We start from the raw sequence: 13,823 nt of genomic DNA, 5'->3' as shown, positions 1-13,823 counted from the left end.
CCCCCACGCTTGCCGGAACGTGTTACGTTGCCTGGGACTTCACCGGAGGAGGTCACGTGGCCAGCGACTTCGGCACGGACGACGACCTCGGCACGATCGTCGAGCAGGTCCGGTCGTTCTTCACCTCGGTCCTGCCGGAAAGTGCTCTGGAACCCGATCAGGACTATTTCGCGCTCGGCTTGGTGAACTCGCTGCTCGCGTTGGAACTGGTGACCTACGTGGAAAAGCGCTTCGCCATCCGGGTGGACGTCGAAGACCTCGACCTGGACAACTTCCGGACCATGAACCGAATAGCCGCGTTCGTGCGCGGCAAGCTCGCCGGGGCGCGGTGAGCGGTGGACCACGGGGCGTTCGCCGAGTCCGTGCGCGCGGACGCGGGCGACTGGGACCGGTCCGGCGGCGTGCCCGCCGAGGTCGTGCGGGCGGTGGCGGAGGCCGGGTTCCTGGCCGCCGACGTGCCCGTCCGGTACGGCGGTCGGGGCTGGTCGCCGACCGAGGTGGGCCGGCTGTGCGAGGACTTCGGCGGTGTGTGCAGCGCGCTGCGGGCGCTGGTCACCGTGCAGGGCATGGTGGCCGCGGCGGTGCTGCGCTGGGGTGACGCCGAGCAGCGCGACCGGTGGCTGCCCGCGTTGACCTCGGGCGGGGTGGTGGCCGGGTTCGCGGCGACGGAGGCCGGCGCGGGCAGCGACTTGGCGGCGGTGAGCACGTCCCTGGACGGCGGTCTGCTGCGCGGCCGCAAGCTGTGGGTGACGTTCGGCGCGGTGGCCGACGTGTTCCTGGTGCTGGCGTCGTCGGCCGGGCGGCCGGTGGCCGTGCTGGTGGAGGCCGGGCAGCCGGGCGTGTCGGTGGAGCCGGTGTCCGGGCAGCTGGGGCTGCGCGCGGCCTGGATCGCGCACGTGGGCTTCGACGGCGTGCCGGTGGCCGAGGTGCTGGCGCCGCCGGGGTTCGGCCTGTCGCACGTGGTCGGCACGGCGTTGGACCACGGGCGGTTCACCGTGGCCTGGGGGTGCGCGGGGATGGCGGCGGCCTGCCTGGAGCGCGCGGTCGAGCACGTCAAGACCAGGGTGCAGGGCGGCGTGCCGCTGTCCTCGCACCCGGCCGTGCGGGCGGTGCTCGGGCGGTGCCTGGTGGAGGTGCGGGCCGCGCGGCGGTTGTGCGCCCACGCCACGGCGTCGCGCGAGCGCGGTGACCCGGAGGCGTTGGCCGAGACGGTGCTGGCGAAGTACGGCGCGGCGCGGGCGGCGTCCGTGGTGGCGGAGCACGCCGTGCGGCTGCACGGCGCGGCGGGGATCGCGCCGGACAGCGCGGTCGGCCGGTTCCACCGCGACGCGGCGGTCATGCGGGTCATCGAGGGCGCCGACGAGGTGGCCGAGCAGCACCTCGGCGGCTACGCGTTGCGAGGTGGGTCGTGACGGTGGTCAAGTGCCTGGTCTGGGACCTGGACGACACGTTGTGGGACGGCGTCGTGCTCGAAGGCGACCGTCCGGTGCCGCGCCCGGAGGCGGTGGCGGCGCTGAAGGCGTTGGACGAGCGGGGCATCCTGCACGCGGTGGCCAGCCGGGGTGACCACGCGGTGGCGCTGGCGCACCTCGCCGAGCACGGCCTCGACGGGATGTTCTGCGCGGTGGAGGTCGGCTGGGGCGCGAAGTCCGAGGCCGTGCGCCGGATCGCGGAGGACCTGAACATCGGGCTGGACACCGTCGCGTTCGCCGACAACGACGCCGTGGAACGGGCGGAGGTCGCTTCGGCGCTGCCGCAGGTGCGGTGCTACCCGGCCGAGCAGGTGGGGCGGTTGGCGTCGTTGCCGGAGTTCCAGCCGGGGACGGTGACGGCGGAGTCGCGGCGGCGGCGCGAGTCGTACCTGACCGAACGGCGGCGGGTGGAGGCGGAGTCGCGGTTCGGCGGGTCGGCGGTGGAGTTCCTGGCGTCGCTGGAGCTGGAGCTGACCGTGGCGCCCGCGACCGAGGCCGACCTGGACCGGGCGGGCGAGCTGACGGTGCGGACGCACCAGCTCAACACGACCGGGATCACGTTCGACGCGGCGGAGCTGCGGGCGCTGTGCGCGTCGGCGTCGCACGAGGTCCTGGTGGCGCGGTTGAGGGACCGGTTCGGCGACTACGGGACGATCGGGCTCGCGGTCGTGGCGCACGTGGGTGGGGACGCGGTGGTGGAGCTGCTGCTGATGTCGTGCCGGGTGATGTCGCGCGGGGTCGGGGCGGTGCTGCTGGGCGACATCGTGCGGGACGCCTTGGCGCGCGGGCGGCGTCCGGTGGCGCGGTTCCTGCGCACCCCGGTCAACCAGGTGATGCTGGTGACGCTCCGGTTCGCCGGTTTCGAGGTGGTGGAGCGGGACGGCGACCGGCTGCTCCTGGCCCGCACCTCCCCCACCCCGCCCCCGCCGCCCGCGCACGTGCGGTTGGTCGACGGCAGGCAGCGGTGACACCCGCCGCGCCGGCCCGGACCGTCTGCCGGAGGCCGACCGTGACCGCCGGCCCGACCCGATCACCCCGCAGGAGGCGTTCGTGAAGGTCGGCGTGGTCGGCGCGGGGGTCATGGGCACCGGCGTGGCGCAGTGCTTCGCCGCGGCCGGGCACGAGGTGGTCGTGGTCGACCCCGACCCGGCGGCGCTGGCCGGCGGGCCCGACCGGGTCCGGCGGGGGCTCCGGTTGCAGGCGTTGCTGGGTTCCGCGCCCGCCGACCCGGACCTCGTGCCCGACCGGCTGAGCTGGACGGCCGACCTCGGCGACGTGGCCGGGTGCGGGTTCGTCGTGGAGTGCGGCCCGGAGCGGATCCCGGTGAAGGAAGGGCTGTTCGCCGCCCTGGACGACCTCTGCGCGCCGGACACCGTGCTGGCGTCGTGCACCTCGGCGATCCCGGTCGGCGTGCTGGCCGCCGCGACCACCCGGCCGGACCGCGTGCTGGCCACCCACTTCATGAACCCCGCGCCGTTGAAGGACACCGTCGAGGTGGTGCGCGGCCCTGGGACGTCCGACGCGACGATGGCCCGCACGGCGGACGTGCTGTCGTCGCTGGGCAAGAAGGCGATCGTGGTGTCGGACGCGCCCGGCTTCGTGACCAACCGGGTGCTGATGCTGGCCATCAACGAGGCGGTGAAGGTCGTGGCGGAGGGCACCGCGCCCGCGGCGGCCGTCGACCAGGTCTTCGAGTCCTGCTTCGGCCACCCGATGGGCCCGCTGCGGACCGCCGACCTGATCGGCCTGGACACCATCCGGGACACCCTGCTGGTGCTGCGCGACCTGCTGGCCGACCCGGCCTACACCCCGAGCCCGCTGCTCGTGGAACTGGTCGCGGCCGGCCGGTTGGGCAAGAAGTCGGGCCGGGGCTTCCACGACTGGCGGCTCTGAACCCTGCCCGCGAGCGGTCGGCGCTCGTCCGGCACCACGGCCTTCCGCGTGCGATTTTCACGATCCGCCACCGGTTGGTTGACTCTTCACCACCGGGCGCGGTTGTCTGGCAGCGACCGACCACCCACCCCGCGAGGAGCCCCTGATGAGCCGTGCACTGGCGGTCCTGGTCGCCGTCGTCCTCTGCGCCCTGGCCACGACGCCCGCACACGCCTACGCCCAAGCCTTCTACCCCACCCAGGAGACCGGCAACCGGGGCGTGGACGTGCTGGCCGCGCAGCACCTGCTGCACCACCACGGCCGCCAGGTGACCGCCGACGGGATCTTCGGCTCCGCGACCGACGCGGCCGTGCGCGACTTCCAGCGCGCCAAGGGGTTGACCGCGGACGGCGTCGTCGGCCCCGACACCTGGGCGCAGCTCGCGGTCACCCTCCGGGAGGGCGCCACCGGCCCGGCCGTCCGCGCCCTCCAGGTCCAGCTCAACGCGAAGCGACGCACGTCCGCCGCCGTGACCGGGACGTTCGACGCCGCCACCCGAGGGGCCGTGGTCGCGTTCCAGCAGCACGCGGGCATCGGCGCCGACGGCGTCGTGGGTCCGACCACGTGGCGCAACCTGCTGTGGCACCACGTCCACCCCGACCTCGCGGCCGGTCTGTGCGACCAGGACCCGGACGGCAACGGCGGCGCCAACTGGGGCACCGGCGCCGCGATCGGCCAGCTGGAAGCCGCCGCGCGGACGTTCGCCGCCACCGGCCAGGGCCGGATCCCCCTGGGCGACGTCGGGTTCGAGCACGGCGGCGACATCCCGGGCCACGCCAGTCACGAGGTGGGCCTCGATGCGGACCTCTGGCCGATCCGCACCGACGACGCGCAGTGCACGGCCGGGCGCATCACGTGGCAGTCCGCCACCTACGACCGCGACGCGACCCGCCGGCTGGTGCAGGCCGTTCGCGCCGCCGCGCCCGGCCACGTGGCGCTCGTGTTCTTCAACGACCCCGTGCTGATCGGCGAAGGCCTCACCACCGAGTACCCGAACCACGACAACCACCTGCACGTGCGCTATTGCGAGAACGCGCACCCGAACAGCGCCTACGACTGCTGACCCGAGGCGGGCTCACCTGTTTGCCGCCGGCGTGATCAGGGCATTCGGAAGTGTCCTGCTCCCACGACCGGAGGTACGAGGTGTCACCCTCGGCAGGAGAGAACGTGCTGGCCGACCGCTACCGGCTGATCGAGCCCATCGGGATCGGCGGCATGGCAGAAGTGCACCGGGCGTGGGACACCGTGCTGCGCCGGCACGTCGCGGTCAAGCTGGTGCAGCCCGGTTTCGATCCCGAGGCCGCGCGGCGGTTCGACAACGAGGTCCACGTCCTGGCCGGGCTCACCCACCCCGCGCTGGTGTCGGTCTACGACGCCGACACCACCGCGACGCCGCCGTTCGTGGTGCTCCGGCTGGTCGAAGGCCGGACCTTGCACGACCGGCTGCTCCTCGGCCCGCTGCCACCGGACGAGGTGCGCCGACTCGGCGCCCGGCTGGCCGACGCGCTGGCGCACGTGCACGCCCACAACCTGGTGCACCGCGACGTGAAGCCGGCGAACATCCTGCTCGACCACCAGGACGACGCCTACCTCGCCGACTTCGGCCTGGCCCACCTGACCGGCGCCACCCGGCTGACCCGCACCGACCAGCTGGTCGGCACCGCCGGCTACCTCGCGCCCGAACAGGTGCTCGGCCAGGACGTCGACCACCCGGCCGACGTCTACGCCCTGGGGCTGGTGCTGCTGGAGTGCCTGACCGGGCGGCGCGAGTACGAGGGCGGCGACGTGGAGGCGGCGGTCGCCCGGCTGCACCGCCCGCCCGTCATCCCCGACGACCTGCCCGCCGACGTCCGGGACCTGGTGGCGAGGATGACGTCCGCCGCACCGGAGGACCGGCCCACCGCGCACGACTGCGCGCGGATCCTGACGGCCGGCGTCGCACCGCTGCCCGGCGCCGCCGCACCGCTGCCCGCCGCCGTGGCCGAGGCGGACACCGAGGAGCTCCCGCGCACGCCGGGCCGCCCGTCGTGGCAGGTGCTCGTCGCCTCGGCGAGCGCGCTGGTCGGCGCGTTCGCGATCACCATGGCCGCGATCCCGGACGACTCGCCGGCGACCTCCCCCTCGCCCGCGTCCACGACGCAGCAGGCGTCACCCGGCACGGCGGGGTCGACGGACGCGCCGCAGGACCAGGCGGAGCCCCGGTTCATCGTGACGCCGCAGACCACCGGCACGGGTGCGGCGGCGACCGCCCAGCAGCAGGCCACGACGCGGGCCGGGGCCCCGGCGGCCGCGGAGGTGGACGCGGCGGACCCCGCGGCCGGACCGGACGGCGGCACCACCGCGCCCGTCGTGCCCACCACCACGGTCCAGCCGACCACGGCCCCGGTGACGACCACGTCCGCGGCCCCCGAGCCCAGCCCGGAGCCCGAGCCGTCGGTCCAGCCGACCGAGAACACCGAGAACATCAAGAACCCCGAGGACGAGGGCTGACGCGCGGTCGACGACCTCCTGGCGAACGACCACTGGTCATGACTCTCGGTCATCGCTAGTGTGCGGACCGTGTCGACTGTGGAGAACTCGCCCGGACCGGCCGGACGGCCGGCGGAGACCGATCCCCGCTTCGCCCTGATGGACCACGCGATGGGCTACCTGTTCTCGGCCGCCCTGCGCGCGGTCGCGGCGTTGAGCGTGGCCGACCACCTGGGCGCGGGACCGCGCCCGGTCGCCGAGCTGGCCGAGGCGGTCGGCGCCGACCCGCTCAACCTGCACCGGGCGTTGCGGCTGCTGGCCACGCGCGGGATCTTCACCGAGGACGCCCCGGGCCGGTTCGCGCTCACCCCCGCCGCCGAACTGCTGCGCGGCGACGTGCCCGGGTCGTACCGCGCGGCGGTCCTGATGCTCACCGACCGGACGTTCTGGCGGCCGGCGGGCGAGCTGGAGGAGACCGTGCGCACCGGGACCTCGCCGTTCGACCGGCTGTTCGGGATGCCGTTCTTCGACCACTTCGCCCGCGACGCCGAGACCGCGGCGGTCTTCCACGTCGGCATGGCGGCGATGTCGGACCCGGAGAACCCCCTGGTCGCGCGGGCCTGCGAGTTCCCGCCGGCGAGCACCGTGGTCGACCTGGGCGGCGGACACGGCGGCCTGCTGCTGGCCGTGCTGCGCGAGCACCCGGGCGTGCGCGGCGTGCTCTTCGAGCAGCCGCACGTGCTGCGGGAGCACCGGCTCGGCGAACTCGGCGCGGACGACCGCTGGGACCTGGTCGCCGGCGACTTCTTCGCCGAGGCGCCGCCCGGCGACTTCTACCTGATCAAGCGGATCCTGCACGACTGGGACGACGAGCAGTCCGCGCGCATCCTGCGCCACTGCCGCGAGGCCGTCTCCGAACACGGTCGCGTGCTGGTGGTCGACGCCGTGATCCCGCCCGGCAACGACCCCGACCCGGGCAAGGTCATCGACCTGCTCATGATGAGCTCGCTGCCCGGGCGGGAACGCACCCGCGCCGATTTCGACGCGCTGTTCGCCGAGGCGGGCCTGCGCGTGACCAGGGTGCTCCCGACCGGAACCCGGCTGTCGATCGTCGAGGGCGCGCCCGCCACGTGACGGCGGTCCGCGGTCAGGGGTGCACGCCCGGCCCGGGGTCGGTGTCACTCGAGTCCACGTCGTCGGCGTTCGCGAGCGGTGTCGGGCTGAGCGCGGTCTCGTCCTCCCCCTCCTCCAGCAGCGTGGCCGCCGGCCCGACCACCCGCGGGTCCGGCTCGCCGACCACCTCGGGGTCCTTCTCGGCGTAGTCGACGCGGGCCAGCACGCTGCGCATGGCCTCGACCCGGGCCCGCTTCTTGTCGTTGCTCTTCACCACGGTCCACGGCGCGGCGTGGGTGTCGGTGGCCCGGAACATCGCCACCTTCGCCTCGGTGTAGGCGTCCCACCGGTCGAGCGACTTGATGTCGTTCGGGCTCAGCTTCCACTGCCGCACCGGGTCGACCTGCCGGATCAGGAACCGCGTCCGCTGCTCCGCGCGCGACACCGAGAACCACAGCTTGACCAGCATGATGCCGTCGTCCACCAACATCCGCTCGAACGTGGGCGCCTGCCGCATGAAGCGCTCGTACTGCTCGTCGGTGCAGTAGCCCATGACCCGCTCGACACCGGCGCGGTTGTACCAGGACCGGTCGAACAGCACGATCTCGCCGGCGGTCGGCAGGTGGTCGACGTACCGCTGGAAGTACCACTCGCCCTGCTCGCGCTCGGTCGGCTTGCCCAGCGCCACCACCCGCGCCCCGCGCGGGTTGAGGTGCTCGGTGAACCGCTTGATGGTGCCGCCCTTGCCCGCCGCGTCACGCCCCTCGAACACGACGACCATGCGCCCACCGGTGTCCTTGATCCAGTACTGCAGCTTCAGCAGCTCGATCTGGAGCAACCGCTTGGACAGCTCGTACTCCTCGCGGGTCAACCGCGTCGGGTACGGGTAGTTCTCCCGCCAGGTGTCGATCTCCGTGCCGTCGGGGTGCCGCAGCACCGGGTCGTCCCCGTCGTCGTAGTCCACCACGAGGTCTTCCACGCGCAGGCCGGGGAACAAGTCACCGAAGTCGAGCAGGCTGTCCACGGGATCGACGTACCCGGCCGGGGTTCGGCCAAACCTGCCGGTCACGCGGGTCGCGCCCGGGAGCGCGACCCGCGTGGGGGTCAGAGCAGCGCGCCGATCTGGGCGGCCACCAGGTCGATGCGGACGCCCTGGTTCGGGCAGCCGCCGTAGTGGTGCAGGCCGATCACCTTGTGCGTGCTCCGGGACAGCACCGGCGAACCGGACGAGCCGCCCTCGGTGTCGCACCGGTAGGCGATGTCGGACTGCGACGAGCTGCCGTTGACCCGGACAGCGGACACGGCGCAGTAGCCGCCGCCGTTCTGGTCGTCGCGCAGGGAGAGCTTCTTGAGCTTGCCCGCCGGGTGGCCGACGATGTACATCTCCTCGCCGACCGCGGGGACCCGCGCGTCCAGCTCCAGGTAGCCGAACGAGGCCAGCGACGCGAAGTTCGTGACGCTGAACAGGGTGTAGTCCAGCGCCGCGCTGGTCTTGAGCACCGAGGACACCAGCACCTTGGTGACCGTCGCGGTGGCGGTGCCGCCGCAGGTGGGGCACTGGTAGTTGAACCACACCTCGATGCCGGTGCCGCTGGTGAAGCAGTGGTTGTTGGTCAGCATCCGGTTGTCCGCGCCGACCCGCCAGGCCGTGCACAGCGAGCCGCCGTTGCGCAGCAGCTTCGCCACCGCCTTGGTCTTGCCGAACTCGGTGGGGTTGCTCGACTGGTAGCAGACGGCGTCGCGGTAGTCGTTCGTGCCGCACACGCTCTTCGGCGCCAGTTCCGCCGCCGCGGCCATCTCCGCGTCGGTGTACCCGCGGGTGATCTTGTCGAGCTTCACCCGGCTGGCCGGGTGCGCCGGGCCGCCGTCCCGGCCGCGCAGGCCGACCACGGCCTGGTCGCCGGTGACCGACATGGCCCAGAAGCCCGTGCCGTCCACGGTCGCGGTGCCCGACGCGGTGACGTCGGCGGTGTAGCGGTAGGTCTCGCCGCCCGCCGGGTCGGACACCGTGAGCACGTCGCCCGCGACCAGGCGCAGGCCGGTGAAGTGCGTCTTCAGGTACCAGGAGCCCGGTCGTCGGAGGGTCGTGGTCTGGTGCCGGCCGTCCAGGACGGTCGAGACGACCTCGTCCTGGCCGACCTGCTGGACCTGTTCGACGAGGTCCGGCGCCGGCGCCGCGGTCGCGGTGCCGCTTGACAGCGGTACCGCGAGGAGGGCGGCAGCGAGGAGTTGCAGGGTTCTCCGCACTGGTTCACCTCACATCTGGAGCAGGGATGGGTGACCACCCCGATGCTGCTCCTCCGGACGTGGGGTGTCAGCCCGCCGAACGTCGGGTAGCGGTTGTCAGTCCACAAAGGACGAAGAGGTCGGCCGGCCGCGAACCCGCCCGGTCGACCGTCCTCTGTGGACTGTCCAGTGACCTGGAAGAACTGCGCGTGCCCGAGCCGCCGGCTCAGCCCGGCGACCCGGTCCGGGAAACCCCGGGCTGGGCGCGTCGGGCAGGCGGCGGCCCCGCACCAGCACCCGGGGACCGATCGGGGGCGCGACGAACACCGCGCCGTCGTAGGCCGGCTCGACGCCGTGCGCCCACGTCACCCGCTTGCGCCGGATCAACCCGAGCACGTCGGCCGCGGTCGCCGCGTCCGGCGCGGTGACGGCGGCCGCACCTGTGGCCGAACGGGACTGCCGGCCCTTGATCGTCGGCGCCACCGTGCCCGACGCACGTGCGTGACCGGCCGGCGCCGTCCCGCCCACCAGTACGCTCGACCCGGCGCCGAAGGAGATGTCATGCCCGAGCTTCCCGCGCGACCGGATCTCGACCACCTGCGGCACCAGGCCCGGGACCTGCTGCGGGCCGCCCGCCGGGACGACGCCGCCGCGCTCGCCCGCGTCCGGGCGGTGTCCGACCGGGTCGTCCTCGCCTCCGCGCAGCTCGCGGTCGCGCGGGAGCACGGGTTCCCGAGCTGGGCCGGGCTCAAGCTGGAGGTCGAGCGCCGCGACGTCCTCAACCGGCGGGACCCGACCCGGTTGGCCGAGCTGCTGGCCCGCCACCCCGAGGCGGCCACGACCCGGATGGAGAACTGGGCGGACCACCGCAAGGGCGCCGACGTGCTCGGCTACCTGGCCATGCTGCGGCTCGACCACCGACGCCTCGGCCTGCCCCGCGACCTGCCCGGTTCGGACGCGGCGGCCAGGGCGCTGATCGACGCGGGCGCACCGGTGGACGGGCACCCCGGCGACCAGGAGACCCCGCTGATCACCGCCGCCAGTTGTGGCGACGTCGGCGTCGCCGAGGTGCTGATCGCGGCCGGCGCCGACCTGGACGCGACCGCCGCGCCGGACTCGGGCGGCGTGCCCGGCGGCACGGCGGTGGAGCACGCGGCGGTGTTCGGGATGACCGAGGTCCTCGACCTGCTGGTGGCCGCCGGCGCCCGGGTCGACAGCCCGGAGATGGCCGCCGACCTGTCCGCCTGGCCGCCGGAACGGCTCGGCCCGCAGTGCCGGCTGCGGTCGCTGGTGTTCGCCGCCGACCACCAGCGGCTGGAGGTCGTCGACCGGCTCGTCGCCGCGGGCACGCCCGTCAACGAGGCCGACGCCGACTGGCAGCGGCTGCCGCTGCACGTCGCCGCGGCCAACGGCAAGCCCGCCGGCGTCCGCCGGCTGCTGGCGCACGGGGCCGACCCGACCCTGCGCGACCCCCGGCACCTCCGCACGCCGCTGGAGTGGTGCGAGCGTTCGGGCGACGGCGGCCCTGGGCACGCCGAAGTGGCCGCCGTCTTGCTGGAACAAATGGAACAAAGGCTGTAACGAGAGCTACCGAGCGGGCGCCGGTCCGGTCGAGTCGCGCACGACCAGCGTCGTCGACAGCTCCAGGTGCAGCGCTTCGGGCCGGTGGCCGTCGAGGACGCGCACGAGCTGGCTGACCGCGATGCGGCCCATCTCCTGCAGGGGCTGCCGGACCGTGGTCAACGCCGGCCGGGTCGCGCGGCTGAGGTCGATGTCGTCGAACCCCGCGACGGACAGGTCCTCGGGCACCCGCAGCCCCCGGTCGTGCGCGGCGCGCAACGCGCCGACCGCGAGCTTGTCGTTGAAGCAGACGATCGCGGTCGGCCGGCGCGGCTCGTCCAGCAGGTCGGCGGCGGCGCGCAACCCCTCGGCCGCGGTCGGCTCCACGTGGTGCACCCGGTGGCGGGCGGGCAGCACGCCGGCCTGCGCCAACGCGGCGTGGTGGCCCGCCGTGCGCGCGTCGCCCGCCAGCCACTCCCGGGGTCCGGCGATGACGCCGATGTCGCGGTGGCCCAGGTCGACCAGGTGCGCGGTGAGCGCGCGTGCGCCCGCGAGGTGGGCGGCCGACACCGAGGCGATGTCCGGCGGCGGCGCGGTGCGCGGGTCGACCACGACGAACGGGAGGCCGCGGCGGGCCAGCGCGACGAGCTGGTCGCCGTCCTCCGGCGGCAGGATCAGGATCGCGGCGTCGACGTCGGGCTCGTCGGCGAGCGCGCCCAGCACGTCGGAGCTCCGGGCCGACACGCCCGCGTCGAGGACCATCCGGGCGCCGTGCAGCCGCAACGTCTCGGCGATCGAGGAGACGATCAGGCCGAAGTAGTCCGTCAGCACGTAGGGGCACCGGACGTGCACGGTGCGGCGGCCCCCGGGCGCGTCGGCCCGGCTGCGCGCCATCGCCCGGAGCACCAGCTCACGCGTGCGCGGCGCCACGCTCACGTGGTCGTTGAGCACCCGGGAGACGGTGGCGATCGAGACACCCGCCTCCGCGGCGATGTCGCGCACCCTCGCACGCCTGTTCACCTCGGCAGCTTAACCGCGGCTTGCGCCTTGACTTGCCTGACGCGTCACGTGTTCCATCACGAAACACATTCCAGCGGTTGTTACATTGCCCGAGGAGCGCGATGAACAGATCCCGGACGATCGCCCTGACCGCCGTCGCGGCGCTCGCGGTCGGCCTGACCGGCGCCGCGCAGGCGGCGGACCGCGACACCCCCTCGGCCCGGGTGTGGGTCACGACGGTGGACCGGAGCGAGCTGCTCGCCGAACGGCCGTCCGTGGCGTTCCGGAGCGGCGCGTCACCGCACCCGACCATCGTGGTCGACCCTGACGTGACCTACCAGGAGGTCGACGGCTTCGGCGCGTCGATCACCGACTCGTCGGCCGACGTGCTGCACCGCCTCGACCCGGCGACGCGCGAGGAGACGATGCGCAAGCTGTTCGACCCGGTGCGCGGCATCGGCGTGAGCTTCCTGCGCCAGCCGATCGGCTCCTCGGACTTCACCGCCGAGGCCGAGCACTACACCTACGACGACGTCCCGGCCGGTCGGACCGACTTCGAGCTGCGCCACTTCAGCATCGCCCACGACCAGGCCGAGATCCTGCCCCTGCTGCGCCGGGCCAAGCAGCTCAACCCGGCGCTGAAGGTCATGGGCACGCCGTGGAGCCCGCCGGCGTGGATGAAGACCACGGACTCGCTGGTCGGCGGCCGGTTGAAGGACGACCCCGCGATCTACCAGGCCTACGCGCGCTACCTGGTGAAGTTCGTCCAGGCGTACACCGCCTCCGGGGTGCCGGTCGACTTCCTGTCGTTGCAGAACGAGCCGCAGAACCGGACGCCCGACGCCTACCCCGGCACGGACATGCCGGTGGCGCAGCAGATCAAGGTGATCGAGGCGCTGGGTCCGCTGCTGCGCAAGGCGAGCCCGCGCACGAAGATCCTCGCTTACGACCACAACTGGAGCACCCACCCCAACGACGTCGCCGCCACCCCGCCCGGCGAGGACCCGGAGACCGACTACCCGTTCCGGATCCTGCGGAGCCCGGCCGCGCGCTGGGTCGCGGGCACCGCGTACCACTGCTACTCGGGCGACCCGGCGGCGCAGACCGCGTTGCGCGACGCGTTCCCGGACAAGGGCGTCTGGTTCACCGAGTGCTCCGGCTCGCACGGCCCGGCCGACCCTCCCGGGCGGGTCTTCCGCGACACGCTCACGTGGCACGCCCGCAACGTCGTCATCGGCACGACCCGCAACTGGGCGAAGTCGGCGGTGAACTGGAACATCGCGCTGGACAGCGCGGGCGGCCCGCACAACGGCGGCTGCGGCACGTGCACCGGCCTCGTCACGGCCCACCCGGACGGGACCGTGTCCACCGACGCCGAGTACTACACGATCGGCCACCTGGCGAAGTTCGTGAAGCCGGGCGCGAAGCGCGTCGCCAGCACGTCGTTCGGCACGACCGGCTGGAACGGCCAGGTCATGGACGTCGCGTTCCGCAACCCGGACGGTTCCGCGGCGCTGGTGGTGCACAACCAGAACGACGACCCGCGCACGTTCGCGGTCGCCGTCGGCGAGCGGACCTTCGAGTACACCCTGCCCGGCGGCGCCCTGGCCACGTTCACCTGGCCGCGCCACAGGGCGTTGCGGGACGGTCTCGATCCGGTCTCCCTGGCCGGCGCCGTCGCCACCACCTCGCCGATCGGCGAGAACGCGGCCGCCGCCGTGGACGGCGACGCGTCCACCCGGTGGAGCAGCGGCCGGGCGCAGGAACCCGGTCAGCGGCTCCAGGTCGACCTCGGCCGGGAGACGACGTTCCGGCGGGTGGTCATCGACAGCGGCGGCAACCTCGGCGACTACGCCCGCGGCTGGCGGTTGTCGGCCAGCCACGACGGCGTCGACTGGCGGACCCTGGCCGCCGGAGCGGGCGCGGGCCAGGCGACCACCGTCGACCTGCCGCGCACGCGGGCCCGCTACCTGCGCGTCAGCACCACGGCGTCGGCGGGCGACTGGTGGAGCGTCGCCGACGTCCGCCTGTACCGCTGAGCCGCGGCCCGGT

At 73.9% G+C, this 13,823-nt stretch carries 12 protein-coding genes; 9 read left to right on the top strand and 3 right to left on the bottom strand.

What is annotated here, in order from left to right:
- Positions 1-56: 56 nt before the first annotated feature.
- The 7 genes from EDD40_RS39135 to EDD40_RS39105 all read left to right on the top strand — a co-directional run bounded on the left by EDD40_RS39135 (position 57) and on the right by EDD40_RS39105 (position 7,007).
- Positions 57-332: an acyl carrier protein gene (locus tag EDD40_RS39135; protein ID WP_123747349.1), complete on the top strand. Its 276-nt coding sequence runs from the start codon at positions 57-59 to the stop codon at positions 330-332.
- A 3-nt stretch (positions 333-335) separates the two neighbouring features.
- Positions 336-1,412 (top strand): acyl-CoA dehydrogenase family protein, encoded by a 1,077-nt coding sequence (locus EDD40_RS39130; protein WP_123747348.1) that lies wholly within the window; start codon positions 336-338, stop codon positions 1,410-1,412.
- Positions 1,409-2,440, top strand: coding sequence for an HAD-IIIC family phosphatase (locus EDD40_RS39125; RefSeq protein ID WP_123747347.1), 1,032 nt, complete (start codon positions 1,409-1,411; stop codon positions 2,438-2,440). Before EDD40_RS39130 ends, EDD40_RS39125 begins: the two co-directional genes overlap by 4 nt.
- Before the next feature lie 82 nt (positions 2,441-2,522).
- Entirely contained in the window at positions 2,523-3,365 is an 843-nt protein-coding gene (locus tag EDD40_RS39120) for a 3-hydroxyacyl-CoA dehydrogenase family protein (protein ID WP_123747346.1), read from the top strand.
- Between the two features lie 145 nt (positions 3,366-3,510).
- Positions 3,511-4,467 carry a penicillin-insensitive murein endopeptidase gene (locus tag EDD40_RS39115; protein ID WP_123747345.1) on the top strand — a complete coding sequence of 319 codons (957 nt, stop codon included), beginning with the start codon at positions 3,511-3,513 and terminating at the stop codon, positions 4,465-4,467.
- Positions 4,468-4,571: 104 nt separating this feature from the next.
- Complete coding sequence (locus EDD40_RS39110) at positions 4,572-5,894, top strand: serine/threonine-protein kinase (RefSeq protein WP_123747344.1); 1,323 nt, start codon at positions 4,572-4,574, stop codon at positions 5,892-5,894.
- 69 nt (positions 5,895-5,963) lie between these two features.
- Positions 5,964-7,007 (top strand): methyltransferase, encoded by a 1,044-nt coding sequence (locus tag EDD40_RS39105; RefSeq protein WP_211348349.1) that lies wholly within the window; start codon positions 5,964-5,966, stop codon positions 7,005-7,007.
- Positions 7,008-7,020: 13 nt separating this feature from the next.
- Here EDD40_RS39105 and ppk2 read toward each other — a convergent pair whose 3' ends face one another.
- Positions 7,021-8,001 (bottom strand): polyphosphate kinase 2, encoded by a 981-nt coding sequence (gene ppk2, locus EDD40_RS39100; protein WP_211348678.1) that lies wholly within the window; start codon positions 7,999-8,001, stop codon positions 7,021-7,023.
- A gap of 89 nt (positions 8,002-8,090) precedes the next feature.
- The gene (locus EDD40_RS39095) at positions 8,091-9,233 is read right to left on the bottom strand and encodes a trypsin-like serine peptidase (RefSeq protein WP_123747343.1); all 1,143 of its coding nucleotides are present in this window, start codon (positions 9,231-9,233) and stop codon (positions 8,091-8,093) included.
- Between the two features lie 540 nt (positions 9,234-9,773).
- On the opposite strand from EDD40_RS39095, the gene EDD40_RS39090 reads away from it, so the two are divergent.
- Positions 9,774-10,793 (top strand): ankyrin repeat domain-containing protein, encoded by a 1,020-nt coding sequence (locus EDD40_RS39090; protein WP_123747342.1) that lies wholly within the window; start codon positions 9,774-9,776, stop codon positions 10,791-10,793.
- A gap of 6 nt (positions 10,794-10,799) precedes the next feature.
- Here the strand turns inward: EDD40_RS39090 and EDD40_RS39085 are convergent, their stop codons facing one another.
- Positions 10,800-11,792 carry a LacI family DNA-binding transcriptional regulator gene (locus EDD40_RS39085; RefSeq protein ID WP_123747341.1) on the bottom strand — a complete coding sequence of 331 codons (993 nt, stop codon included), beginning with the start codon at positions 11,790-11,792 and terminating at the stop codon, positions 10,800-10,802.
- A 101-nt stretch (positions 11,793-11,893) separates the two neighbouring features.
- Between EDD40_RS39085 and EDD40_RS39080 the strand changes: the two genes are divergently transcribed.
- The gene (locus EDD40_RS39080; protein ID WP_123747340.1) at positions 11,894-13,810 is read left to right on the top strand and encodes a discoidin domain-containing protein; all 1,917 of its coding nucleotides are present in this window, start codon (positions 11,894-11,896) and stop codon (positions 13,808-13,810) included.
- Positions 13,811-13,823: the final 13 nt, after the last annotated feature.

This window comes from Saccharothrix texasensis, from assembly GCF_003752005.1.
GTDB classification, from domain to species: domain Bacteria; phylum Actinomycetota; class Actinomycetes; order Mycobacteriales; family Pseudonocardiaceae; genus Actinosynnema; species Actinosynnema texasense.
The sequence above is the reverse complement of the archived record's forward strand: the minus strand, read 5'-3'. Positions and strand labels throughout refer to the sequence as shown.